The 25,782-nt window shown below is 73.1% G+C and carries 10 protein-coding genes and 1 pseudogene; all 11 read right to left on the minus strand.

Going from position 1 to position 25,782, the window contains the following annotated elements; all coding sequences use genetic code 11:
* Positions 1 to 338: NAD-dependent epimerase/dehydratase family protein (locus tag GWI24_RS14805; RefSeq protein ID WP_247616358.1), on the minus strand; the 338-nt coding region annotated here is incomplete at its 3' end.
* A 92-nt stretch (positions 339 to 430) separates the two neighbouring features.
* The gene (locus GWI24_RS14810; RefSeq protein WP_210946411.1) at positions 431 to 1,087 is read right to left on the minus strand and encodes a response regulator transcription factor; all 657 of its coding nucleotides are present in this window, start codon (positions 1,085 to 1,087) and stop codon (positions 431 to 433) included.
* Positions 1,084 to 2,346: a sensor histidine kinase gene (locus GWI24_RS46525; RefSeq protein WP_210946412.1), complete on the minus strand. Its 1,263-nt coding sequence runs from the start codon at positions 2,344 to 2,346 to the stop codon at positions 1,084 to 1,086. The genes GWI24_RS14810 and GWI24_RS46525 overlap by 4 nt, the downstream gene beginning before the upstream one ends.
* A 1-nt stretch (position 2,347) precedes the next feature.
* On the minus strand, positions 2,348 to 3,085 hold the full coding sequence (locus GWI24_RS14820) for an ABC transporter permease (RefSeq protein ID WP_037962594.1): 738 nt from the start codon (positions 3,083 to 3,085) through the stop codon (positions 2,348 to 2,350).
* A 22-nt stretch (positions 3,086 to 3,107) separates the two neighbouring features.
* Complete coding sequence (locus GWI24_RS14825; RefSeq protein WP_020866317.1) at positions 3,108 to 4,022, minus strand: ABC transporter ATP-binding protein; 915 nt, start codon at positions 4,020 to 4,022, stop codon at positions 3,108 to 3,110.
* A 178-nt stretch (positions 4,023 to 4,200) separates the two neighbouring features.
* Entirely contained in the window at positions 4,201 to 4,797 is a 597-nt protein-coding gene (locus tag GWI24_RS14830) for a dTDP-4-dehydrorhamnose 3,5-epimerase family protein (RefSeq protein ID WP_210946413.1), read from the minus strand.
* Positions 4,794 to 6,026: an activator-dependent family glycosyltransferase gene (locus tag GWI24_RS14835; protein ID WP_210946414.1), complete on the minus strand. Its 1,233-nt coding sequence runs from the start codon at positions 6,024 to 6,026 to the stop codon at positions 4,794 to 4,796. The genes GWI24_RS14830 and GWI24_RS14835 overlap by 4 nt, the downstream gene beginning before the upstream one ends.
* A 35-nt stretch (positions 6,027 to 6,061) precedes the next feature.
* On the minus strand, positions 6,062 to 6,847 hold the full coding sequence (locus GWI24_RS14840) for a thioesterase II family protein (RefSeq protein ID WP_210946415.1): 786 nt from the start codon (positions 6,845 to 6,847) through the stop codon (positions 6,062 to 6,064).
* 59 nt (positions 6,848 to 6,906) lie between these two features.
* A pseudogene (locus GWI24_RS14845) lies at positions 6,907 to 13,185 on the minus strand (type I polyketide synthase); the annotation flags it as partial.
* 38 nt (positions 13,186 to 13,223) lie between these two features.
* Positions 13,224 to 23,372, minus strand: a complete 10,149-nt coding sequence (locus tag GWI24_RS14850) for a type I polyketide synthase (protein WP_210946417.1) — start codon at positions 23,370 to 23,372, stop codon at positions 13,224 to 13,226.
* Between the two features lie 24 nt (positions 23,373 to 23,396).
* On the minus strand, positions 23,397 to 25,782 hold a 2,386-nt coding region (locus tag GWI24_RS14855; protein WP_210946418.1), incomplete at its 5' end, for an SDR family NAD(P)-dependent oxidoreductase.

Below are 25,782 nucleotides of genomic sequence, written 5' to 3' on the forward strand. Positions count from 1 at the left end.
TGGACCAGGCGCGGCCGCCTGGGGAGGGCCGCCACGGCGTCCACCAGCCGGTCCACGAGCGGGATGTGCGAGGCCGTCATGCTCGCCTCGTCGCCCTCCCAGCTGTCGCCCGCGGCGTTGACGACGAGATCGGCGGACTGTGCGGCCCGGACGATGTCCTCGCTCGGCGCGGATACCGCGTCAAGTGCCAGAAAGACGACTCCGGGAATGGGTCCGGCGGGTTTTCTCGCTATTGCCAGGACTTCATATCCGCGCTTGGCGAGAGCTCTGCAGATATGTCGCCCGATGAATCCGGTGCCGCCGATGACAACGGCCTGCCGATCTCGGATGTGGCCCATATCGCCACCGTATTGGCGCCGCTTCGAGCGGAACAACCCCTACCCTCGTCCACCCCTATCCGGCACCCCTATCACGGCCCCGACCTGCGGTGTCATTCGAATAGATGTCGTTTATGGGCCTCGCTGACCGCTGCCGCGCGATCCTTCACCCCGAGTTTCTCGTAGACATGCAGAAGGTGTGTCTTGACGGTCGCCTGGCTGATGAACAATGCCGCCGCGGCCTGTCGATTCGTGGCTCCGTCCGCGATAAGCTTGAGCACTTGGAGTTCACGGTCGCTCAGCGGGCCCTGGGTGGGTTTGCGGACCTGGCCGAGAACGCGTCCGGTGACCGCGGGTGAGAGGACGGACTGGCCCGAGGAGGCGGACCGCACGGCGCGGGTCAGCTCCTCGCGCGGGGTGTCCTTGAGGAGATAGCCGGTCGCCCCGGCGGCCAGGGCGCCCATGACGTCGCTGTCGGTGTCATAGGTGGTCAGCACCAGGATCCGGGCCTCCGGATCGCCGCGCAGCAGCCGTTTGATGGCCTCGACGCCACCCATCCGGGGCATGCGCAGATCCATCAGGACCACATCGGCCGGGTGCCGCTCGTACAGTTCGACGGCCTCGGCACCGTCACCCGCCTCGCCGATCACCGTGAAATCGGGGTCCCGCTCCAGCACCCCGCGCAGCCCGTCGCGGACCACCGGGTGGTCGTCGACGATGAGGATGCGGATGGGGCCGGGAGTGTCGCCGCCATGGGTGTTTCCGCTCATGCACCGGCTTTCTGGGGGATCACGGGGACGGCCGCGCTGATGGCGGTGCCCTCGCCACGGGCGCTTTCGATGTCCAACGTACCGGCGACCCGGCCCAGTCGGCGCCGCATCGCCACCAGCCCGAGGCCATGGCCGCCGGAGGTACCGGCCTCGGCCTCCGCGGCCGCGGAGTCGAATCCGACGCCGTCGTCGAGTACGTCGAGGACCACCACGTCCTCCATGTACGACAGGGTGATGCCCACCTTCGACGCCCGGGCGTGCTTGGCGATATTGGCGAGGGTCTCCTGCGCCACCCGGTAGAGCGTGGCCTCCAGTTCGGCGTGGAGGGGGATGGCGGTCCCGGTCGTCGCGAACGCCACCTTCGGCTCCCGCTCCTGCGACCACCCCTCGACCAGCGACTCCAGGGCGTCCGGCAGGGTCCTGGACTCCAGTTGCTCGGGGCGGAGCGCCTGGACCGAGCGGCGCGCCTCGGCGAGGCTGTCCCGGGCCAGGTCCTTGGCAGCGACGAGATGGCGGCGCCACACCTCTCGGTCGCCCCCGGCGTGCTCGGCGGCCTCCAGCTGCCGGATGATGCCGGCCAGCCCCTGGGCGAGGGTGTCGTGGATCTCCCCCGCCATCCGCTGGCGCTCGTCGAGCACTCCGGCCTCGCGCGCCTGGGTGATCAGCTGGGCGTGGAGTCCGGCGTTCTCGGTGAGCGCGGAGCGGAGCTCGGCCACGGTGCGTTTGCGCCGCTGATGCTGTTCGTTGAGCCTGCTCGACAGCAGGTTGATCCAGCCGATCACCACGGTCTGGAAGGCGATGGCGGCGAGATAGCCGACCACCGCGCCGGTCGTGGGCCGCGGGAAGCCGTCCGGCACGGTGTTGACGACGAACGAGGTGGCCGCCACGGACACCAGCGCCCAGACGGTCGGCAGCAGCACCAGCGCCTGGAGGAACCCGGTGGCGGCGAACAGCATGAACACCTGGTCCCGCGCCATCAGCGCGGCGGAGAGGGCGAGCAGCCCGGCGAAGTAGACGGCCGTGCGCGCCGTGCCGTACGGCTGTCTGCTCCGGCGGCCCGTGGGCAGGGTGTAGGTGCCCAGGATCCACCCGGCGGCCACGGCCGCGAGGCCCAGCGTGGTGAGCAGCCGCCGGGCCGGTGGCGGGCCGTGGACCAGGCTCAGGGCCGTGGACAGAAACAGCAGAAGGTAGGGCAGCCCTCCGAACAGGATGTCGGAGTGCCGCTCCCACCGTCCGCCGTCGTCCTTGGACGCGCTCACCTCACTCCCAGCGGAACAGCTTGGCCGCGGCCGCGGTGGCGGCCACCGCGATCACTCCGAGGACGGTCAGGTGCAGCGTCTGCGGCCACTGGTTCTCCCAGGAATCGCGCAGCGCCTGGAGCGCGGCGCCCAGCGGGGTGTAGTCGCCGATGGTGGACACCGTCTCCGGCAGGTCCTCCTTGGGGAGGAACGCGCCGCCGAAGAAGAGGCTGGGGAAGAGCAGGGACAGGCCCATCGCGGTGGCCGACTTGCTGCTCGGTGCCACGGCCGCGATCACCAGGCCGATGGAGAACAGCGCCCAGGTGCCCAGGACGAAGCTCACCAGGAAGGCGGGGACGTCACCGGGCAGTTTGGTGTCGAAGGCGGTCTTGCCGACGATGAGCACCAGCACCGCGGAGACCGCCGCGGTGACCAGGTTGATGAAGAGCTGGGCGAGCAGCAGGTTCCCCGGGTGGATGGGGCTCGCGGCCATGCGCCGCAGGATGCCCTTCTCCCGGTAGGTCGCGAGGGTCGTGGGCAGCAGGTTGAGGGCCAGCATCGTCAGACACAGCGACATGGCCATCGCGGGGACGAACGCGGCCATCGACGCCTTGGTGGCGGCGTCGTCGTCGGACTTGGTGGTGACGAAGTGGAAGATGGCCAGCAGCATGATCGGCAGCGCGATGACGAAGAACACCGCGGTGGGATCGCGCAGGAACAGCTTGCTCTCGACGTAGGTGAGCTTGGTGCGCCCGGACATGGCAGAAGTCTCCTCGGCGGCTTTAGTTGGCGGGCTTGGAGCCGGTCAGGGCGACGAAGGCGTCATCGAGACTCGCCTGCTCCAGGCGGAGTTCGTTCGCCACGATCTGATTGCGGGCCAGCACGGAGATCACGGCGTAGACGACATTGCCCTTGCCGACCACCGTCACCTGGGACTTGGACCGGGTCACACTGCTCACCTCGGGCAGCGAGGTGAGCAGCTCGTCGTCCATCGGGACGGACGGCTTGAAGCGGATGATCTGCTGCTCATCGACCCGGGACACCAGTCCGGAGGGGGTGTCGAGGGCGACGACCCGGCCCGATTCGATGATGGCGATCCGGTCGCAGAGCCGCTCGGCCTCCTCCATGAAGTGGGTGACCAGCAGCACGGTCACATCCTGCTCCCGGACCTTCTCGATCAGCTTCCAGGTCTCGCGCCGGGCGTGCGGGTCGAGTGCGGTGGTCAGCTCGTCGAAGACGGCGATCCTGGGCTTGCCGACGAGGGCGAGCGCGATGGACAGCCGCTGCTGCTGGCCGCCGGACAGCGATCCGTAGGCCGTGTCGGCCTTGCCGGACAGGCCCCAGTCCTTGATGAGCTCGCGCCAGTCGACGGGGTCGCGGTAGAAGGTGCTGTAGAGCTCGAGCGCCTCCCACACCTTCATCTTGGGGGGCAGTTCGCTCTGCTGGAGTTGGATGCCGATGGACTCGCGCAGCTCGGCGAGGTCCTTGTCCTTCAGCGGGTCGAGACCCATCACGGAGATCTCGCCGCCGTCGCGCTTGCGCATGCCCTCGATGCACTCCACGGCGGTGGTCTTGCCCGCGCCGTTGGGGCCGAGGATGCCGAAGATCTCGCCCTCCTCCACGGAGAAGGACACGTCCTGTACCGCCACGTGATTGCGGTATTCCTTGCGCAGGTTACTGACCTCGATCAGCGGCATCGGCCCGGGTCCTCCTCGCTCGGTTCCTTCACTCTTCCACCGTAGGAGGCGGATATCCCCGGGGGATCGGCCCATCGGCTGCCCACCGGGCTGATCCTCCCTCCACCGACCGGGCGATCGGCCGCATCAACCGATCGGTGGATGGGGGTACGCCGGGCCGGGGATATGACACAGGCTCTCAGCCGCGCCGGGCGTGCAGCGCCCGGCAGACCTCGTAGGACGGCAGCAGACCGGCCCGTTCGGCCTCGGCCAGCCCGGGGGCGTTCCGGTCGCGTTCGGAGACCAGGTACTCCAGGTCCTTGGGCCAGGGCAGGCCGAGCGCGGGGTCGAAGGGGTCGATCTCGTGTTCGGCGCCCGGGTTGTACTCCTCCGAGTTGAGGTAGGCCGCCACGGTGTCGTCCCGGAGCGCGATGAAGGCGTGGCCGAGTCCCTCCTCCAGATACACCGCCCGGTACGAGACGGGGTCCAGCCGCACACTGTCCCAGCGGCCGAAGGTGGGCGAGCCCACCCGCAAGTCCACCACCACATCGAGGAGTTCGCCGCTGACGCAGGTCACCATCTTGGCCTGGCCCGGGGGTACGTCCGCGTAGTGCACCCCGCGGACGGTGCCGCGCCGGGAGACGCTGTGGTGGTTCTGGCCCAGGCGCAGCGGATGGCCGACGGCCGCGGAGAAGGCCGATTCGGTGTAGGGGGCGACGAACGCGCCGCGCTCGTCGCGGTGGACGTCCGGGCTGAATTCGTAGGCGCCGGACACCGCCAGCTCGCGCACCTTCATCGGCCGTGCTCCACGGTGAGCTTCTCCAGCACCGGCACCACATCGTGCGGGGTGGGGGTGCGCAGGTTCTCCGCGCGCAGCCGCTCGGCGGTCTCCTTGTACGACGCGTCCTTCAGCAGCCGTTCGACGCTCTCCCGCAGCACCTCGGCGGTCAGCTCCGAGGCGTGGACGGCGAGTCCGGCACCGGCCTCGTGCAGGCTGGTCCCCTTGTTCCACCAGTCGGCGTAGCGGATGGTGGGGATGAACTGCGGTACGCCGCCCGCCAGTGCGGTGCCCCAGGAGCCGAAGCCGCCGTGGTGGATGAGGACCGAGGCGCCGGGCAGCAGGGCGTGCAGCGGAACGAAGTCGACGATGCGGGTGTTGGCGGGGACCTTCTCCAGTGCCTCGACCTCCTCGGGCGGCAGCGCGGCCACCACGTCGATGTCCATGCTCCCCAGGGTGTCGATCATGTCGGCCACCGGCATGAAGGTGCCGCCCAGGGCCGCCCGCGCGGAGACCCCGGAGGTCAGCACGACCCGCGGCCGCTCGGGGGTCTCGCGCAGCCAGTCCGGGATGTCGGAGGGGCCGTTGTAGGGCAGATAGCGGACCGGGACCCGCTGGAGGGACAGCGGGAGCTGGAGGCTGGTGGGGATCTGGTCGATGGTCCACTGGCCGACCACGACCTCCTCGTCGAAGGTGCGGTCGTAGCGGGCGAGGATGGAGCCGAGCCAGTCGGCCATCGGGTCCTCGCGGCGCTCCTCGGGCTGCTCGGCGAGGCGGGCCAGGAACACCTCGCGCATCTTCGCGTAGATGTCGATGCACCACAGCAGCCGGGCGTGGGCGGCGCCCACGACCCGGGCGGCCACCGGGCCCGCGTAGGTGACCGGGTCCCAGATGACCAGGTCGGGCTGCCAGTGGCGGGCGTAGTCCACCAGCTCGTGCACCATGCAGTCGTTGTAGGTCTGGTACGCGAACATCACGCTGATCTTGAACTTCATCAGCACCTGTTCCCAGGAGTGCTGATCGAGCTCCGGGGTGGACCAGTCGGAGAGCGGGTTCTCCAGCGACTCGCGGTTCTGCGTCAGCATCTCGTGGAGATTGTGGTCCTTGCCGACGGAGACGGCCGTCAGACCGGTGCTCTTGATGGACTCGGTCAGCGCGGGATTGCTGGCGACATGCACCTCGTGGCCGGCCGCGGCCAGCGACCAGGCGAGCGGGACCATGGTGAACAGGTGCGATTTCTCGGACACCGTCGCGAAAAGGATACGCATCGTCGGTTTCTCTCTCAGTCGATGGGTCGTCGGGGGCGGGCGGTGGCCGCCCGCAGGGTGTCCGTGATGACTCCGGCCACCGCTGCCTTCTGCTCACCCAGGTAGAAGTGGCCACCGGAGAAGACCTCCAGCCGGAAGGAGCCCGAGGTGTGCTCCCGCCAGCCCGCCACTTCCGGGGCGGTGACGCGGATGTCACTGTCGCCGGTGAGCCCCACGATGTCGCAGGCCAGCCGGGCACCGGGCCGGTATTCGTAGGTCTCGGCCGCCTTGTAGTCGCTGCGGATGGCGGGCAGGGCCAGCCGCAGCAGTTCGGTGTCGCCGAGGATGCGGGAGTCGGTCCCGCTGACCAGCTGGAGCTCGGCGATGAGCCCGGCGTCGTCCCGCCGGTGGATGCCGAGGCTCCGGTGGTGTGAGGGCGCGGGCCGGCCCGAGGCGAAGAGCGCCACGGGCACGGTCCCCAGCTCCCCTTCGAGCAGTCTGGCCAGCTCGAACCCGACGCTGGCGCCCATGCTGTGGCCGAACAGCGCGATCGGCCGGTGTGCCGTGAGCGGCTTCAGCGCCTCGTAGATCTCGCGCGCCATCTCGTGGATGTCCTCGATGGGCGCGTCATGGCGGCGGTCCTGCCGCCCCGGGTACTGGACGGCCAGCGCCTCCACGGTCGGCGGCAGCAGCTCGGAGATCGGGAAGTAGAAGCTGGCTGCTCCTCCCGCGTGCGGCAGGCAGACCAGGCTGACCTCGGCCTCCGGGCGCGGATGGAACCTGCGGAACCACAGGCTCTCATCGGTGACGGGCAACGCCATGGCCGTCGTTTCCTTTCGCGATGCGGGGAGGGCTCCTGAAGCGGGGTGTCCGGACGGGGTCAGGCGCCGTCGCGCGGCAGTCGCTCCAGCCAGTCCTCGATGGCCTGGGCGGTGGGGAGGGAGTGGTCCTCCATCATGGTGAAGTGGTTGCCGCGCACATCGACGATGTCGTGCGGCAGCTCCCAGAAGGACCGCCAGTCGGGCAGCTCCTCCAGCTTCAGCGATCCGGTGGACAGCGGCTCCAGCGCGCGCACCAGGAGGGTGGGGGTCTCGATCGGCTCGGGGTCCCAGCTGCCGAAGAGGTTGAGATACCAGCCCATGGCCGACAGCCGGGCGTCGTCCATGGTGACGAACACGCCCTCGCGCTCGGTCATCCCGTCCATGAGCGAGAGCCCGAACTGGTTGAGGATGCTGCTCTTGGGCACGTAGGTGTCCACCAGCACCACCGCGGTCGGCCGGATGCCCATCCGCTCCAGATGTCCCGCCGCCGCGTGGGCGAACCAGCCGCCCGCCGAGGAGCCCAGGAGCACGATCGGCTGCCCGTCGGCGGCCTTCGCCACCGCCTCGGCCTGGGCGGCCACCACCGCGTCCGCCGTCTCCGGGAGGGGCTCACCGCGGCCGAAGCCCGGCAGCGCGAGCGCCGACACATCGCGCCGGCCCCGCAGCGAGGCCGCGAACCGGGCGTACTGGTGGATGCCCGCGACCGCCAGGCACGAGGAGAAGCAGAACATGTGCTGCTCGGCCGGGCCCTTGCTGAGCCGGACCGGCATCGGCAGCTTCTCCAGGTCGGAGGTGGCGCTGAACCGGGGCCGCAGCGCCGCCGTGGCATGCAGCAGGTCGAAGATCTCTTTCCACTTCCCGGTCTCGAACGCCTCGGTGTACAGCGTGCTCAGCGTGGTGGACTCCCCCGCCGCGGCGGGCGCCGGGCCCGTGGGCGTCTGCTCGGACGGGCCGGACTGCCGGGCCGCGGCCAGTTCGGAGCGGAGCCGGGCGGCCAGATCGGTGGGCGTCTCGTGGTCGAAGACGAGCGTGGCGGGCAGCCTCAGCCCGGTGGCCGCGTTCAGCCGGTTGCGCAGCTCCACCGCGGTGAGCGAGTCGAAGCCGGAGTCCACGAACTCATGGGCCGGGCCGATGGCGGACGGGTCCGGGTGGCCGAGCACGGTGGCCACCTGCGTGCACACCAACTCCACCAGCACGGCGTCCCGTTCGGCCCCGGACAGGGTGGTGAGCCGTTCCCGAAGCGCGGAGCCGCCGCCCGGCGAGCCACCGCGTGTGGTCGCGCCGGCCCGGCGTGCCGGTGTCCGCACGAGCCCGCGCAGCAGCAGCGGCACCGAGCCGGATCCGGCGCCCGTGCGCAGTGCCGCGAGGTCGATCCGCATCGGGATCAGCAGTGGGGTGTCCAGGGCGAGGGCGGTGTCGAGCAGTTCCATGCCCTGTTCGGAGGAGAGCGCGGCCACGCCCGAGCGGGCGGCCCCGGCCGTGTCCGCCGTGCCGGTCATCGTGCTGGTCCGCGCCCACAGCCCCCAGGCGAGGGAGTGGGCGGGCAGTCCCTGGGCCCGGCGGGCCTGGGCGAAGGCGTCGAGGAAGCCGTTGGCGGCCGCGTAGTTGCCCTGGCCCGCGCCGCCGAGCACACCGGCGGCAGAGGAGAAGAGCACGAACGCGGCCAGGTCCAGCTCCCGGGTGGCCTCGTGGAGGTGGAGTGCGGCGTCGGCCTTGGGCCGCAACACCGTGTCCAGCCGCTCGGGGGTGAGCGAGGAGATCACCCCGTCGTCCAGCACCCCGGCGGTGTGGAACACCCCGGTGAGCGGGTGGTCGTCGGACACCTGGGCCACCAGGGCGGCCACGGCGTCCCGGTCGGCGGTGTCGCACGCCGCCACGGTCACGGTCGCGCCGAGCGCGGTCAGCTCGTCGCGCAGCCGCCCGGCCCCCTCGGCGGCCGGTCCCCGGCGGCTGGTCAGCAGCAGATGGCGGACGCCGTGGCGGGTCACCAGGTGGCGGGCGAGCAGCCCGCCGAGCGTACCGGTGGCGCCGGTGATCAGCACGGTGCCCTCGGGGTCCAGCGCACGGGTGGCGCCGGTGGCGCCCTGGGCGCGGGCGAGCCGCGGGGTGTGCGCCTGTCCGGCGCGCAGCGCGAGCTGCGGCTCCCCGGAGGGGAGGACCGCCGGGAGGGCCCGTACGGACTCCTCGTGCCCGTCGAGGTCGACGAGGGTGAACCGGTCGGGGTTCTCCGACTGCGCCGAGCGCACCAGGCCCCAGACGGCGGCGCCCGGCAGATCGGTGACCTCCGCGCCGGGGGCGGTGGCCACCGCGCCTCGGGTGACGAACACCAGCCGGGAGTCGGCGAACCGCTCATCGGCCGACCAGTTCTGGGCCAGCTCCAGGGCGGTGCGCAGGGAGTCCCGCACCGCGTCGGCCGGTGCGCCGGGCCCGGCGGCGCAGGACACCAGGACCGCCGCGGGGGCGGCCGTACCGGCGTCGACGGCCGCGCCCAGCGACTCCAGGTCCACATAGGACTCCAGGTGGACCCCGGCCGCGAAGAGGCTCTCGGTCACCTCCAGCCCGTCGTCGCCGACCAGCGCGGCCCGGGTCAGGGGGATGGGCTGATCGGAGCCCGCGAGCGCGGGCCAGTCGAGCTGGAACAGCGACTCGCTGCTCGCGGCGCGGGCGCCGCTTAGCTGATCGCCGGTCATCTTGCGCAAGCGCAGGCCCTCGACGGTGGCCACCGGGCGGCCGGTGGGGTCGGCCACCGCGAGCGCCACGGTGTCCTCCCCGGCCGGGGAGATCCGCACCCGTACCTCGTCGGCCCCGGCGGCGTGCAGCGACACCCCGGTCCAGGAGAACGGCAGCCGCCCCTGCGCTGTCTCCGGGTCCTCCCCGGCGAAGAGGGTGCCGAGCGCGATGCCGTGCAGGGAGGCGTCGAGCAGGGCCGGGTGGATCCCGTACCCGGCGGCGGCCGGCCGCTGCTCCTGGGCCAGCCGCACCTCGGCGAACACCTCGTCGCCGCGCAGCCAGGCGGCGCGCAGGCCCCGGAAGGCCGGGCCGTAGCCGAAGCCGCCCGCCGCGTACCGCTCGTACATGTCGCTGACGTCGAGTTCGGTGGCGTCCGCCGGAGGCCACGCGGTCAGCTCCGCGGGGGCACCCGGTGTGGCGGTGGCGAGCGTGCCGGTGGCGTGCGGGGTCCACGGCTCGCCGAACCCGGCGCCCTCGGGGCGGGAGTGGACGTTCAGCGGGCGCCGTCCGCTCTCGTCGGATTCGCCGACGGTCACCCGGAGGGTGAGCGCGCCCCGCGCGGGGAGGATCAGCGGCGCCTGGAGGGTCAGCTCCTCGACCTGGTCGCAGCCGACCTGGTCACCGGCCTGGATCGCGAGTTCCAGGAAGGCGGTGCCCGGGAAGAGGACCGTGCCGGAGACGGCGTGGTCGGCCAGCCAGGGCTGGGCGGCCAGGGACAGCCGCCCGGTGAGCACCAGGCCGTCGGTGTCGGCGAGTTCGACGGCGGCGCCCAGCAGCGGATGCCCGGCCGAGCCCAGCCCCGCCGAGGTCACATCGCCCGCCCGGTCCGAGCCGTCGAGCCAGTAGCGCTGCCGCTGGAAGGCGTACGTGGGCAGCTCGACCCGACGGGCCCCACGGCCCGCGAACACCTTCTCCCAGTCCACCGCGCCGCCGTGGGCGTGCACCCCGCCCACCCCGGCCAGCAGCGACTCGGCCTCGTCGCGGTCCTTGCGCAGCAGCGGGACGAACGCGGCGGCGCCGGGGTCGGCGACGCACTCCTGCCCCATCACGGAGAGCACACCGGACGGGCCGACCTCGACATAGCGGGTCACGCCCTGGTCCTCGAGGAACCGTATCCCGTCCTGGAACCGCACCGGCTGCCGCACATGGCGCACCCAGTACTCGGGCGAGCACAGCTCCTCGGCGATCGCCTCGCCGGTCACATTGGACACCACCGCGATCCGGGGGGTGGCGTAGGTCAGCTCACCGGCGACCTTGGCGAACTCCTCCAGCACGGGGTCCACCAGCGGCGAGTGGGAGGCGACGCCGATCCGCAGCCGCTTGCTCTTGACGCCGACCGCGTCCGCGATCCGCAGGACGGCCTTCTCCTCGCCGGAGATCACGGTGGCGGCCGGGCCGTTGACCGCGCCCAAGGACACCTGGTCCTCCTCGCCCGCCAGATGGGGCAGTACCTCGTCCTCGGCGGTCTGCAGCGAGACCATCGCGCCTCCGGCGGGCAGCGCGTCCATCAGCCGGCCCCGGGCCGCGACCAGGGCACACGCGTCCTCCAGCGAGAACACGCCCGCCACATGGGCGGCCGCCAGCTCACCCACCGAGTGGCCGACCAGGAAGTCCGCGGTCACACCCCAGGACTCCAGCAGCCGGTACAGCGCCACCTCGACGGCGAAGAGGCCGGTCTGGGTGTAGAGGGTCCGGTCGAGCAGCTCGGCGTCCTCGCCGAAGACCACGTCGCGCACAGCGTGCCCGACATGGCCGTCCAGGTGATGGTCGAGCTCGGCACAGACGGTGTCGAACGCGGCGGCGAAGACCGGGAAGGCGGTGTGCAGGGCGCGTCCCATGCCGAGCCGCTGTGCGCCCTGCCCGGTGAACAGGAACGCCGTCTTGCCCGCACCGGCCACCGCGCCGGGGGTGACACCCGAGGCCAACCGGTCGAGTTCGCCGAGCAGTTCGGTACGGCTCGATCCCACGACCACCGCGCGGTGGGCGAAGGCGGAGCGGGTGAGCGCCAGCGAGTAGCCGATGTCCACGGGGGACGGCTCGGGCGCGCCCGCCACGTAGGACCGCAGCCGCGCGGCCTGGGCCCGCAGGGCCTCCTCGGTCCGCCCCGACAGCGGCCACGGCACCAGGTCGGACACGGTGGCGGGCGCGGCGGCGGGCGCGGTGTCCGCGGGTGTCTCGTCCGCGGGCGTCTCGTCGTCGGCTTCCTCCGCGGTCTCCTCGGCGGGGGCCTGCTCCAGGATCACATGGGCGTTGGTGCCGCTGAAGCCGAAGGCGGACACGGCGGCGCGGCGCGGCCGTGTCGCCTCCGGCTCGGGCCACGGCCGGGCCTCGGCCAGCAGCCGTACCGCGCCCGACTCCCAGTCCACGTTGGGCGTCGGCTCCTCGGCGTGCAGGGTCTTGGGCAGCACGCCGTGGCGCAGCGCCAGCACCGTCTTGATGACCCCGCCGACGCCCGCGGCGGCCTGGGTGTGGCCGATGTTGGACTTCAGCGAGCCGAGCCACAGCGGCCGGTCCTCGGGGCGGTCCTGGCCGTAGGTGGCCAGCAGCGCGCCCGCCTCTATGGGGTCGCCGAGCGGGGTGCCGGTGCCGTGGGCCTCGACCGCGTCCACATCGGCCGCGGTGAGCCCGGCGTCGGCCAGTGCCTGCCGGATGACGCGCTGCTGGGAGGGGCCGTTGGGGGCGGTGAGCCCGCTGCTGGCGCCGTCCTGGTTGGTGGCGGAGCCCGTGACGACCGCGAGCACCTGGTGGCCGTTGCGCCGCGCGTCCGACAGCCGCTCCACGAGCAGCATGCCGACACCCTCGCCCCAGCCGGTGCCGTCGGCGGAGGCGGCGAACGCCTTGCAGCGGCCGTCGGAGGCGAGCCCACGCTGGCGGCTGAAGTCCACGAAGGCCACCGGTGTGGACATCACCATCGACCCGCCGACCAGGGCCAGCGAGCACTCCCGCCGGCGCAGTGCCTGCGCGGCGAGGTGGAGGGCCACCAGCGAGGACGAGCAGGCGGTGTCCACGGTGACCGCGGGCCCTTCGAGACCGAAGGTGTAGGCGATACGGCCGGAGGCGATGCTGCCGGAGCCACCGCTGCCGACGTATCCCTCGACATCGTCGGGCACCTGGCGCAGCCGGGTCGCGTAGTCCTGGTACATCACGCCCGCGAAGACGCCGGTGCGGCTGCCACGCAGCGTGGCCGGGTCGACCCCGGCGCGCTCCATGGCCTCCCACGCGGTCTCCAGCAGCAGCCGCTGCTGCGGGTCCATGGCGAGGGCCTCGCGCGGCGAGATACCGAAGAACGCGGGGTCGAAGTGGTCGGCGTCGGTGACGAAGCCGCCTTCGCGCGCATAGCTCGTCCCCGGCTTGTCCGGGTCCGGGTCGTAGAGGGCCTCCAGGTCCCAGCCCCGGTCGGCGGGGAACTCGGTGACCGCGTCACGGCCGTTCGCCACCAGCTCCCACAGGTCCTCCGGCGAGGCCACGCCACCGGGGTAGCGGCAGGCCATCCCGACGATGGCGATGGGCTCGTGGTCCTTTGCCTCGGCCTCCTGGAGGCGCTGGCGAGTGCGGTGCAGATCCGTGGTCACTCGCTTGAGGTAGTCGCGGAGCTTTGCCTCGCTCACCGTTTACCGCCCATCTCTTTGAATTCCAACTCCGTGCACTACAGGCCGAGTTCGTTCTCGATGAAGTCGAAGATCTCGTCGTCCGAAGCGGCGTCGATGCGGCCGGCGACCGCGTCCTCCGGGCCCTGGCCGAGCCGTATCAGCAGGTCCTGCAGACGCGAGGCGAGCGTGGTGCGCGCCTCGTCGTCGGCGGCGACCTTGGCCAGGTTGCTTTCCAGGACGTCGAGTTCCGGGAAGGTCATCGACGCGGCGGTGAATGCCTCCGGGGCGATTTCCGCTTCCAGGTACGTGGCGATCGCCGTGGAGGTGGGGTAGTCGAAGAGCAGGGTCACCGGCAGGCGCCGGCCGGTGGCCTTGCCGAGCTGGTTGCGGAGTTCGACCGCGGTGAGCGAGTCGAAGCCGAGGTCGAGCAGTCCACGCTCCGCCTCGACGGCCGCCACTGACTCGAAGCCCAGCACCCCGGCCACGGTCGTGCGGACCAGATCCAGCAGGAACCGGCCGCGCTCGGCCTCCGGCAGGCTCGTCAGATGCTGCTTGAGCCCCTCGGGCCGCGCGGTCGCGGCCCCGGCTCCGGCGGCTGTCCGCCGGGCGGGCCTGGTGGCGGGCGCGGCCCTCACCAGCCCGCGCAGCAGCGCCGGTACGTCGCCGGACCGCGCCCCCAGCCCCGCGGCGTCGAGCCGCATCGGCAGCACGACGGCGGAGTCCACGGCACGTGCGGCGTCGAAGAGCCCGGCGCCGTCCTCCGAGGAGAACGGCACGATGCCACCGCGCGCCAGCCGGTTCAGATCGGCACCCTCCAGCTTGCCGGTCATCTCGCTGCGCTGGGCCCACAGCCCCCACGCGTGTGACTGGACGGGCCGCCCCTGGGTGCGGCAGTGCTGGGCGAAGGCGTCGAGGAAGGCGTTGGCCGCCGCGTAGTTGCCCTGGCCCATCCCGCCGAAGGTGCCGGCGATGGAGGAGAACAGGACGAGCGCGGACAGGTCCAGGTCGCGGGTCAGCTCGTGCAGGGTGAGCGCGGCGTCGACCTTGGGCCGCAGCACCCGGTCGATCCGCTCGGGGGTGAGCGAGGAGACCACACCGTCGTCCAGGACGCCCGCCGTGTGTACGACGGCGGTCAGCGGATGTGCGGCGGGGACGGTGGCCAGCAGCGCGGCCAGCGCCTCCCGGTCGGCCACATCGCAGGCGGCGAGGGTGACCTGGGCACCCAACTCCGCGAGTTCCGCCTGGAGTTCGGCCGCGCCCTCGGCGTCCGGGCCACGGCGGCTCGTGAGCAGCAGATGCCGCACTCCGCCCTCGGCCACCAGATGGCGGGCGATGACCCCGCCGATGGTGCCGGTGGCCCCGGTGACCAGCACCGTGCCCTCGGGGTCCCAGGCGGGCGGGGCGGTGTCGGGGACGGGGGTGGTGGCGAGCCTGGCCACCGCGATGTCACCCTGGCGCACGGCCAGTTGAGGCTCGTCCAGGGCGAGCGCGGCCGGCAGCGCGAGCGCCGACTCCTCGTGCTCGTCGAGGTCGACGAGCACGAACCGGTCGGGGTTCTCCGACTGCGCGGAGCGGACCAGGCCCCAGACGGCGGCGTGCGCCAGATCGGGTACGTCCGCGCCGGGCGTGGTGGCCACCGCGCCCCGGGTGATGAACACCAGGCGGGAGTCGGCGAACCGGTCCTCGGTCAGCCAGGCCCGGAGCAGCGCCAGCGCCCGGTGGGTCGCGGCCCGTACGGCGTCGGCAACGCCCTGGGGCTCCGGTGCGCAGGGCACCAGTACGGTGGCGGGCACGGCGGCCGGGTCGGCGGGCAGCGCCTCCAGGTTCGGGTATGTGTGCACATCGAGTCCGACCAGCTTGAAGTCGTCGTCGCCGAGCAGGGCCCAGTGCCCGGAGGGCGGTTCGGGCGTGGCCGCGGAGGTGTCGGCGGCCACCCAGTCCAGCCGGTAGAGCGTGTCACCGCCGGTGGCGGCTTCGCCGAGCCGCTCGGGCCGCTTGCGCAGCACCAGCGATTCCACGGTGGCCACCGGCCGTCCGATGGCGTCCGCCACGGTCAGGGCCACCGTGTCGGTGCCGCTCGGGGTGAGCCGTACCCGTACCTCAGCGGCCCCGGAGGCGTGCAGCGTCACCCCGGTCCAGGAGAACGGCAACCGGCCCTCGCCCGCCTGGAGCATCGGGCCGAGCGCGATGGTGTGCAGCGCGGCGTCCAGCAGGGCGGGGTGCAGTCCGTAGGCGGTGGCGGCGGACTGCTGCTCCTGCCCCAGCCGTACCTCGGCGAACACCTCGTCGCCGCGCAGCCAGGCCGCGCGCAGCCCCTGGAACGACGGGCCGTAGCCGAAGCCGCCCGCCGCGAACCGCTCGTACAGGTCCTCGACCTCGACCGGCTCGGCACCCGGCGGCGGCCACGCCCCGCCCAGGTCGTACGAGCCCTCGACGGCACCGACCGCCAGCACACCCGTGGCGTGCCGGGTCCACGGCAGCTCACGGTCCGCGTCCTCGGGGCGGGAGTAGACGTTCAGGGTGCGGCGGCCGTCCTCCTCGGGCGGGTCCACCACGAGTTGCAGGGTGACGGCGCCCCGCTCGGGGAGGATGAGCGGCGCCTGCAGGGTCAGCTCATCGACCCGTTCGCAGCCCACCCGGTCGCCGGCCTGGATCGCGAGCTCCAGGAAGGCGGTGCCCGGGAAGAGGACCACACCGGAGACCGCGTGGTCGGCCAGCCAGGGCTGGCCGCGCGTGGACAGCCGCCCGGTGAGCACCAGGCCGTCGCTGTCGGCGAGTTCGACGGCGGCGCCCAGCAGCGGATGCCCGGCGGCGCCGAGACCGGCCGAGGCCACATCGCCCACGGTGGCGGGCGCGTCCAGCCAGTAGCGCTGCCGCTGGAAGGCGTACGTGGGCAACTCGACCCGGCGGGCCCCACGGCCCGCGAACACCTGCTCCCAGTCCACCGCGCCACCGTGGGCGTGCACCCGGCCCACCCCGGCCAGCAGCGACTCGGCCTCGCCGCGGTCCTTGCGCAGCAGCGGGACGAACGCGGTCTCGGCATCGGCGTCGGTCTCGGTGTCGGCCTCTGCCAGGCGCTCCTGGCCCATGGCGGAGAGCACACCGGCCGGGCCGATCTCGACGAAGCGGGTCACATTCCGCCCGGCGAGGAAGCGGATGCCGTCCCCGAAGCGCACGGCCCGGCGGACGTGGCGCACCCAGTACTCCGGCGAGCACAGCTCCTCACCCGCCGCCTCACCGGTGACGTTGGAGACCACCGCGATGCGCGGTGCGGAGTAGCCGATCCCGGCGGCCACCGTGCCGAACTCGGCGAGCATGGCGTCCATCAGCGGCGAGTGGAAGGCGTGGGACACGGTGAGCCGCTTGCTCTTGGCCCCGGTCGATTCCGCGATCCGCAGGACGGTGTCCTCGTCACCGGAGATGACGGTGGCCCGAGGCCCGTTGACCGCCGCCACGCTCACCCGGTCCTCGTGGCCTTCGAGATGCGGCAGCACCTCGGCCTCGGCCGCCTGGAGCGACACCATCGCACCGCCCTCCGGCAGCGCCTGCATCAGCCGGCCCCGGGCCGCCACCAGCGCACAGGCGTCCTCCAGCGAGAACACTCCGGCCACATGGGCGGCCGCCAGCTCGCCCACCGAGTGGCCGACCAGGAAGTCCGCGGTCACGCCCCAGGACTCCACCAGCCGGTACAGCGCCACTTCGAGGGCGAACAGCGCGGTCTGGGTGAACACGGTCCGGTTCAGCGGCTCCGCGTCCTCACCGAACACCACCTCCCGCACCGAACCGTCCAGATGGCGGTCCAGCTCGGCGCACACCGCGTCGAACGCCGCCGCGAACACCGGGAAGGCGTCGTACAACTCCCGCCCCATGCCAGCCCGTTGGGCGCCCTGCCCGGTGAACAGGAAGGCCGTCTTTCCTGCGTCCGCCACCGTCTCCTGGGCCGTCCCCGAGGCCAGCTCCGCCAAGCCGCGCAGTAGCTCCTCCCGCTCGGTGCCGACGGCCACGGCGCGGTGCCCGAAGGCCGAGCGGCCCGTCGCCAGCGCGTAGCCGACGTCCACCGGGCGCAGCTCCGGCCGCTCCTCCAGATGGGCGCGCAGCCGCCCGGCCTGCGCCCGCAGGGCCGTCTCGCTGCGCGCGGAGAGCACCCACGGCACCACATCGGAGTCGACCGTCCGCTCGGCCACCGGCGCGGTGTGCTCGGGGCCCTGCTCCAGCACCACATGGACGTTCGTGCCGCTGACGCCGAAGGCGGACACGCCCGCGCGTCGCGGCCGTCCCGTCTCGGGCCACTCCCGGGCCTCGGTCAGCAGCTCCACCGCACCGGCCGACCAGTCCACGTCGGGCGAGAGCTCATCGGCGTGGAGGGTCTTCGGCAGCACGCCATGGCGCAGCGCCAGGACCGTCTTGATGACCCCGGCGACGCCCGAAGCGGCCTGGGTGTGGCCGATGTTGGACTTCAGCGCGCCCAGCCACAGCGGCCGGTCGGCGTCCCGCCCCTGGCCGTAGGTGGCCATCAGGGCCTGTGCCTCGATGGGGTCGCCGAGCCGGGTGCCGGTGCCGTGGGTCTCGACCGCGTCCACGTCGGCGGCCGACAGGCCCGCACCGGCCAGCGCCTGGCGGATGACCCGCTGCTGGGAGGGGCCGTTGGGGGCGGTGAGGCCGTTGCTGGCGCCGTCCTGGTTGACGGCCGAGCCACGCACCAGCGCCAGCACCTCATGGCCGTTGGCCCGCGCGTCCGAGAGCCGCTCCAGCAGCAGCATGCCGACGCCCTCGGCCCACCCGGCGCCGTCGGCGTCCGCCGAGAACGCCTTGCAGCGGCCGTCGGGGGCCATGGCCCGCTGCCTGCTGAACTCGATGAAGGTGTCCAGCGTGGACATCACCACGACACCGCCCGCGAGCGCCAGCGAGCACTCCCCCTGGCGCAGCGCCTGGGCCGCCTGGTGGAGGGCGACCAGCGAGGACGAGCAGGCGGTGTCCACGGTGACCGCGGGCCCTTCGAGACCGAAGGTGTACGAGATGCGCCCGGACGCCACGCTGCTGGCGCTGCCGGTGGCCAGGTAACCCTCGAACTCCTCTGGCGCGCGGGTGAAGCGCGAGCCGTAGTCGTTGTAGCTGGCGCCGATGAAGACTCCGGCCTGGGTGCCCTTCACCGAGACGGGGTCGATCCCGGCCCGTTCGAACGCCTCCCAGCTGGTCTCCAGCAGCAGCCGCTGCTGCGGGTCGATGGCGAGCGCCTCGCGCGGTGAGATCCCGAAGAACTCGGGGTCGAAGTGGTCGGCCTGGTGGAGGAAGCCACCGCCGGTGGCGTAGAAGGTGCCCGGCTTGTCGGGGTCGGGGTCGTAGTGGCCCTCGATGTCCCAGCCGCGGTCGGTGGGGAAGTCCGAGATGGCGTCCCGGCCGTCCATCAGCAGCCGCCACAGCTCCTCGGGGGTGGTCACCCCACCCGGGAGGCGGCAGCTCATGGCCACGATGGCGATCGGGTCGTCATCGACCGCTACGGCGACGGGCACCGGGCCCGCCGGGGCGGTGGCCGCGGTTTCACCGGCGCCGCTCTCGGCGAGCAGGTAGCGGGCCAGCGCGGTGACGGTCGGGTAGTCGAAGACGAGGGTGACCGGCAGCCGCAGCCCGGTGGCCGCGTTCAGCCGGTTGCGCAGATCGACGGCGGTCAGCGAGTCGAAGCCCAGCTCGCGGAAGGCCCGCCCGGCCTCGACCGCCACGGTGTCGGCGTAGCCGAGCGCGGCGGCCACTTCGGTGCTGACGAGGTCGGCCAGCGCGTCCTCGGCCTCCTGCGGCGACAGCCCGGCCAGCCGCTGGGCCAGCGGAGTGTCGTCCTCGCCCGTGGTGGCGGCCGTCGCCTCCGCCCGCCGGGCGTCGGGGAGTTCGCCGAGCACGGCGGCCCCGTCCAGGGAGGGGGTGGCGGCGATGAGCCGGTCCCACTCGACATCGGCCACGGCCACATGGGTGTCGGCCACGTCCAGGGCACGCTGCAGGGCGGCGATCGCCAGGTCGGGCGCCATCGCGGGCATACCGGTGGCGCGCAGCCGCGCCTCGACGGCCTCGTCCACCAGCCCGCCGCCGGACCAGGCGCCCCAGGCCACGGAGGTGGCGGGGAGTCCCTGGGCGCGGCGGGCGTGTGCGAGCGCGTCGAGGAAGGCGTTGGCGGCCGCGTAGCTGCCCTGGCCGGGGCCGCCGAGCGTGCCCGCGAAGGAGGAGAAGAGCACGAAGGCGGACAGCTCGCGGTCACGGGTGAGCTCGTGCAGATGGAGCGCCGCGTCCACCTTCGGGCGCAGCACCCCGTCGGCGCGCTCGGGGGTGAGGGTGTCGAGCACCCCGTCGTCCAGGACGCCCGCGGTGTGGACGACGGCGTCGAGCGGTGCCTCGTCCGCCTCCAGCGTGGCGAGGAGGTCGGCGAGCGCGTCGCGGTCGGCCGCGTCGCACGCGGCCACGGTCACCCGGACCCCCGACTCCCTTATCTCGTCGGCGAGTTCGGCCGCTCCGGGGGCGTCGGGGCCCCGGCGGCTGGTGAGCACCAGGTGTTCGGCGCCGCCCCGGGCCAGCCAGCGCGCCACATGGGCGCCCAGGCCTCCGGTGCCGCCGGTCACCAGCACGGTGCCGCGCGGCCGCCACGGCGCGGTGGCGTCGGCCGGTGCCGCCGAGGCCCTGACCAGCCTGCGCCCGTGGACCCCGGAGGCGCGCACCGCGACCTGGTCCTCGTCGGGCAGCCGGCCCGCGAGCACACCGCACAGCCGCGCGACGGCGCGGTCGTCGAGGGTGCCGGGCAGATCCACCAGACCGCCCCGGCGCCGCGGGTACTCCACGGCCGCGATCCGGCCCAGGCCCCAGCTGAGCGCCTGCAGCGGATGGTCCAGCGCGTCCGCGCGGCCCACGGACACCGCCCCGCGCGTGGCGTACCACACCGGGACATCGGCCCCGGTGTCGCCGAGCGCCTGCAGCAGGGCGAGGTTGAAGGCCAGGCCGAGCGGCTGGGCCGTGCCCGCGCGGTACGGGTCCTCGACGAGCGCGAGGAGCGAGAGCACCGCGGTCGGTGGCGTATCCGCCGTGGCCTCGCCGAGCCTGCGGGCGAGCGCCTCGCGTACGGCGTCCGCCTCGGTCAGCTCCACCAGCCGTACCTGGGCGCCGCGTTCCCGCAGCGCCTCCGCGACGCGCGGGCCCTCCGGCGCTCCGGCGGGCGCGGCGATCAACCAGGTGGCACCGGCCGACGACCGGTCGTGGGCGGAGGTGAGCGCGTCGCCCAGGGGCTTCCAGGTGACGTGGTAGCGCCAGGAGTCGAGCACGGAGCGCTCGCGGCGCGCCCGGCGCCATGCGGCCAGTGCCGGAACCACCATGGCCAGGGACGACTCCTCGGCGTCCACCTCCAGCGCGGCGGCCAGCGCGGCCAAGTCCTCGCGCTCCACGGCGTCCCAGAAGTCCGCGTCCACCGCCTCGCCTTCGGCGGGTGCGGAGGAACCTTCGAGCCAGTAGCGCTGCCGCTGGAAGGCGTACGTGGGCAGCTCCACGACCGCGGCCCCGGCGCACACCGCCGCCCAGTCGACGGCCACGCCCCGGACGAACGCCTCGCCCAGCGAGGCCAGGAACCGCTCCGGACCGCCCTCGTCACGCCGCAGCGACCCCACGACCACGGCATCCTCGGCAGTCGCCTGAAGCGGCATCGTCAGCACCGGATGCGGCGACATCTCCAGGAACGTGCCGAACCCGGCGGCCGACAGGGCCCGCACCGCCGACTCCAGCTCCACCGTCTCCCGCAGATTGGTGTACCAGTACCCGGCGTCCAGACCCGTGGTGTCCAGGGGTGTGCCGGTGACGGTGGAGTGGAAGGTGATGTCCGAGGTGCGCGGGCGGATCGGGGCGAGCAGGTGGAGCAACTCCTCGCGGAGCGCTTCCACATGGGCCGAGTGGGACGCGTAGTCCACCGGGATCAGCTTCGCCCGTACGTCCTCGGCCTCGCACTCCGCCTGGAGTTCCCGCAGCGCCTCGGGGTCACCGGACACCACGATCGAGCCGGGGCCGTTGACCGCCGCCACGGAGATACGGCCGTCCCAGACGGTGATGCGATCCCGCACCCGATCGGCGCTCTCCGAGACGGACATCATCCCGCCACGCCCCGCCAGCCCGCGCCCGATGGCCTGCGAGCGCAGCGCCACCACCCGCGCCCCGTCCTCCAGGGACAGCGCACCCGCCACCACCGCCGCCGCGATCTCCCCCTGCGAATGCCCCACCACAGCGGCGGGAGCCACACCACACGCCCGCCACACCTCCGCCAACGACACCATCACCGCCCACAACGCCGGCTGCACCACATCCACCCGCTCCAACCCCGGCCCCTCACCCCGCAAGACACCAGTCAACGACCAGTCCACGAACCCCGACAGCGCCACCTCGCACTCCGCGATCCGCCCCGCGAACACCGGCGACGAATCCAGCAACTCCACCGCCATCCCCGCCCACTGCGACCCCTGCCCCGGGAACACGAACACCGGACGGGCGTCGGTGGCCGTCATTCCCTCGCCGCGCACCACGCGCGGGGACTCGCCGCCCGACGCCAGCGCGCCCAGTGCGTCGATCAGCTCGTCGCGGTCGCCGCCCAGGACCAGCGCTCGGTGGTCGAAGCGGCCACGGGTGGTGGCGAGCGAGTGGCCGACGTCGGCCGGGGACAGCCCGGGGCGCGCGGTCACATGCGTCAGCAGCCGCTCGGCCTGCGCCCGCAGGCCCGCCGCGCTCTTCGCCGACAGCACCCACGGCACCACTCCCCGGCCCACCGGGGCGTCCCCCTCGGCCGCGGTCTCCGAAAGCTCCTCCTCGGGCGCCTCCTCGAGGATGGTGTGCACATTGGTGCCGCTGGCCCCGAAGGCCGAGATGGCGGCCCGGCGGGGCTCCTCGCCGCGCGGCCACTCCCTGGCCTCGGTCAGCAGCTCGACCGCCCCCGCCGACCAGTCGATACGCGAGGAGCGCTCCTCGGCGTGAAGTGTCCTGGGCAGCAGACCGTGGCGCATGGCCTGCACCATCTTGATGACACCGCCGACACCGCCGGCGGCCTGCGGATGGCCGATGTTGGACTTCAGCGAGCCGATCAGCACGGGGCGGTCCGCCGCGCGGTCCTTTCCGTACGTGGCGAGCAGCGCGCCCGCCTCGATCGGGTCGCCCAGCGGGGTGCCGGTGCCATGGGCCTCGACCGCGTCGATCTGCTCCGCCGTGAGCGCGGCGTTGGCGAGCGCCTGGCGGATCACCCGCTGCTGGGAGCGGCCGTTGGGGGCGGTGAGGCCGTTGCTGGCGCCGTCCTGGTTGACGGCCGAGCCGCGCACGACGGCCAGCACTTTGTGGCCGTTGCGCCGCGCGTCCGAAAGGCGTTCCAGCAGCAGCATGCCGACGCCCTCGCCGAGGCCCATGCCATCGGCTCCCTCGGCGAACGCCTTGCAGCGGCCGTCCTGCGCCAGTCCGCGCTGCCGGGCGAAGCCGATGAGCCCCATCGGGGCGCCCATCACGGCTGCGCCGCCCGCGAGGGCGAGCGAGCAGTCGCCCTGGCGCAGCGACTGGCAGGCCAGGTGGAGGGCGACCAGCGAGGACGAGCAGGCGGTGTCGATGGTGACGGCCGGGCCCTCCAGGCCCAGGGTGTAGGCGACGCGGCCGGACATGATGCTCGCGGAGATGCCCGTGACCAGGTGGCCCTCCAGCCCCTCGGGCATATGGGGCCAGTCGGGGATGTAGCCCTGGTAGGCGGCGCCCACGAAGATGCCGGTCTTGCTGCCGCGCAGCGCCGCCGGATCGATTCCGGCGCGCTCGAACGCCTCCCAGGAGGTCTCCAGCAGCAGCCGTTGCTGCGGGTCCATCACGGTGGCCTCGCGGGGCGAGATGCCGAAGAACGCGGGGTCGAACTGGTCGGCGTCGTGGAGGAATCCGCCCTCGGTGGCGTAGACGCTGCCCTGCCGGTCGGGGTCCGGATCGTAGAGGTTCTCCAGGTCCCAGCCGCGGTTGCCGGGGAATCCGGAGATGGCGTCGCGCCCGCCGGTGACCAGCTCCCACAGGTCCTCGGGGCCGCGCACATCGCCGGGGTAGCGGCAGCTCATCGCCACGATGGCGATGGGTTCCCGGGACGCGGCGGTGAGTTGCTGATTGACCCGGCGCAGCCGTTCGGTCTCCTTCAGAGACTCCCGCAGCGCGCCAACGATCTTGTCGGTTGGGTTTGCCATTGTCAGCTCCGCAGTCGAGTCTCGTCAGAGGTCGTTCTTGTCGTAGGCCATGCGTACGAGGTCATCCACGTCCAGGTCGTCGATGGACTCGGCGGGCTCCTCGTCCGCCGGCGCGGTGGCGGGGTCGTGGGAACCGGCCAGCCGCAGCAGTTCGTCCAGCAGTCCGGATTCGCGGAGCCGGAGCAGGGGGATTGAGGTCAACGCCCTGCGGACGTCGGCCTCTTCGGGGTCGAGGGCGGTGGCGGCGGTGTCGTCGGGGAAGAGTTCGGCGCCGATGTGTCCGGCGAGCTCCTCCGCGCTCGGGTAGTCGAAGACGACGGTGACGGGGAAGCGGAGCCCGGTGGCGGTGCCCAGGCGGTTGCGCAAGTCGACGGCGCTCAGGGAGTCGAAGCCCAGCTCGCGGAAGGCGCGCGTGGCGTCGACGGCCTCGGGGCCCGGGTAGCCGAGGACGGTGGCGATCTGCGAGCGCACCAGCGACAGCACGGCCGCCTGCCGGTCCGCCGGGGCCATCTCGGCCAGCCGGTCGCGCAGCGAGGAGGACTCGCCGGTCGCGTCCGCCCGGGTGTCGGCGTCGGCGGCGAGAATCCGTGCCACGTCGGGCACCCGGCCGATGAGCGGGCTGGGCCGGGCCGAGGTGAAGACGGGGACGAACCGCTCCCAGTCCACGTCGGCGACCACCACCACGGTCTCGTCCCGCTCCATCACCTGCCAGAACGCGTCGATGGCGAGCCGGGGGGACATGAACGGGATGCCCCGGCCGCGCAGTTGCTGCTCGGCGAGATTGGCGGCCATCCCGCCCTCCTCGGGGCTCCAGATGCCCCACACCACCGAGGTGGCGGTGAGGCCGCGGGCCCGGCGGTGCTCGGCGAGCCCGTCGAGATAGGCGTTGGCGGCCGCGTACGCGCCGTGTTCGCCACTGCCCCAGACGGCCGAGATGGAGGAGAAGAGCACGAAGGAGTCGAGCGTGTCGCGGTCGAAGAGGGCGTCCAGGTTCGCCGCGCCCGCGACCTTGGCCTCCGCCGTGTCCGCGAACTCCGCAAGATCGGTGTCGGCGAGCGGTACGAGCACACCGGCACCGGCGATGTGCAGTACGGAACGGATCGGCGGGCCCTCGGCCTCCACCTGCCGTACGAGCGCCTCCAGCGCGGCGCGGTCGGCCACATCGCACGCGGCCACGGTGACCTTGGCGCCGAGCCCGGTCAGTTCGGCCTTGAGCTTGTCCGCGCCGGGCGCCTCTGGGCCACGGCGGCTCGTGAGCACGAGGTGTTCCGCACCGCTCTGGGCCAGCCGGCGGGCGATCTGGGCTCCGACGCCACCGGTGCCGCCGGTGAGCAGCACGGTGCCCTCGGGGGTCCACGCCGGGCCGCTCCCCCGGTGCTCCGCGGCCCGTACCAGCCGCCGGACGAACACCCCGGAGGGCCGCAGGGCCAGCTGGTCCTCGTCGTCGAGGCGGCCCGCGAGCGCACCGCACAGCCGGGTGGTCACCCGGCCGTCGACGGTGTCCGGCAGGTCGACCATGCCGCCCCAACGCTGGGGGTGTTCGAGGGCGGCGACCCGGCCCAGCCCCCATACGGCCGCCTGGGCGGGGCTGTCGAGGGCGTCGGTGCCGCCGACGGACACGCCGCCACGGGTGGCCAGCCACAGCGGGGCGTCCACCCCGGTGTCGCCGAGGGCCTGGACGAGGGCGAGGGTGAGTGCGAGTCCCATGGGCACGCCCGCGTGTGCGGGGTGCGGTGCGTCGGGGAGCCCGAGCAGCGAGAGCACCCCGGCCGGGGTGACCCCGGCGGTGGCCTCGGCGAGCCGCACGGCGACCGCGGCGCGGTCGGCCTCGGCCACCTCGACGGTGACGACCGTGGCGCCGTGGGTCTCCAGACCGCCGCGTACGGCGTCGCCAAGCTCGGTGCCGGGGTGTCCGGCGGGGTGTCCTGCCGGGACCGCGAGCAGCCAGGTGCCGGTCAGGGCCGCCGAGGCCGGGTCCGGCACCCGGTTCCAGGTGACGTGGTAGCGCCAGGAGTCGAGTACGGACCGCTCGCGGCGGCCGCGCCGCCAGGAGGACAGCGCCGGGAGCACGGTCCGCAGCGACGACCGCTCCTCGTCGGCGTCCACCTCCAGCGCGGCGGTCAGCGCGGCCAAGTCCTCGCGCTCCACGGCGTCCCAGAACTCGGCGTCCACCGGGTCGCCCCCGGTGGCGGCCGCCTGCGCCGCGGGCCGCTCCAGCCAGTAGCGCTGCCGCTGGAAGGCGTACGTGGGCAGTTCCACCACGGACGCTCCCAGCCCCGCGAACACCGCGGCCCAGTCGACGGCCACGCCCCGGACGAACGCCTCGCCCAGCGAGGCCAGGAACCGCTCCGGACCGCCCTCGTCACGCCGCAGCGACCCCACGACCACGGCATCCTCGGCAGCCGCCTGG

Origin of the sequence: Streptomyces sp. MK37H, from assembly GCF_018035285.1 — a bacterium.
Classification (GTDB): domain Bacteria; phylum Actinomycetota; class Actinomycetes; order Streptomycetales; family Streptomycetaceae; genus Streptomyces; species Streptomyces endocoffeicus.

Bases quoted from the DNA above. Each gene is read 5' to 3' on its own strand.
- GWI24_RS14825 (WP_020866317.1), bottom strand. From the start codon at position 4,022: ATGCCGCTGATCGAGGTCAGTAACCTGCGCAAGGAATACCGCAATCAC.
- GWI24_RS14850 (WP_210946417.1), bottom strand. From the start codon at position 23,372: ATGGCAAACCCAACCGACAAGATCGTTGGCGCGCTGCGGGAGTCTCTG.
- GWI24_RS14820 (WP_037962594.1), bottom strand. From the start codon at position 3,085: ATGTCCGGGCGCACCAAGCTCACCTACGTCGAGAGCAAGCTGTTCCTG.
- GWI24_RS14810 (WP_210946411.1), bottom strand. From the start codon at position 1,087: ATGAGCGGAAACACCCATGGCGGCGACACTCCCGGCCCCATCCGCATC.
- GWI24_RS14830 (WP_210946413.1), bottom strand. From the start codon at position 4,797: ATGAAGGTGCGCGAGCTGGCGGTGTCCGGCGCCTACGAATTCAGCCCG.
- GWI24_RS14840 (WP_210946415.1), bottom strand. From the start codon at position 6,847: ATGGCGTTGCCCGTCACCGATGAGAGCCTGTGGTTCCGCAGGTTCCAT.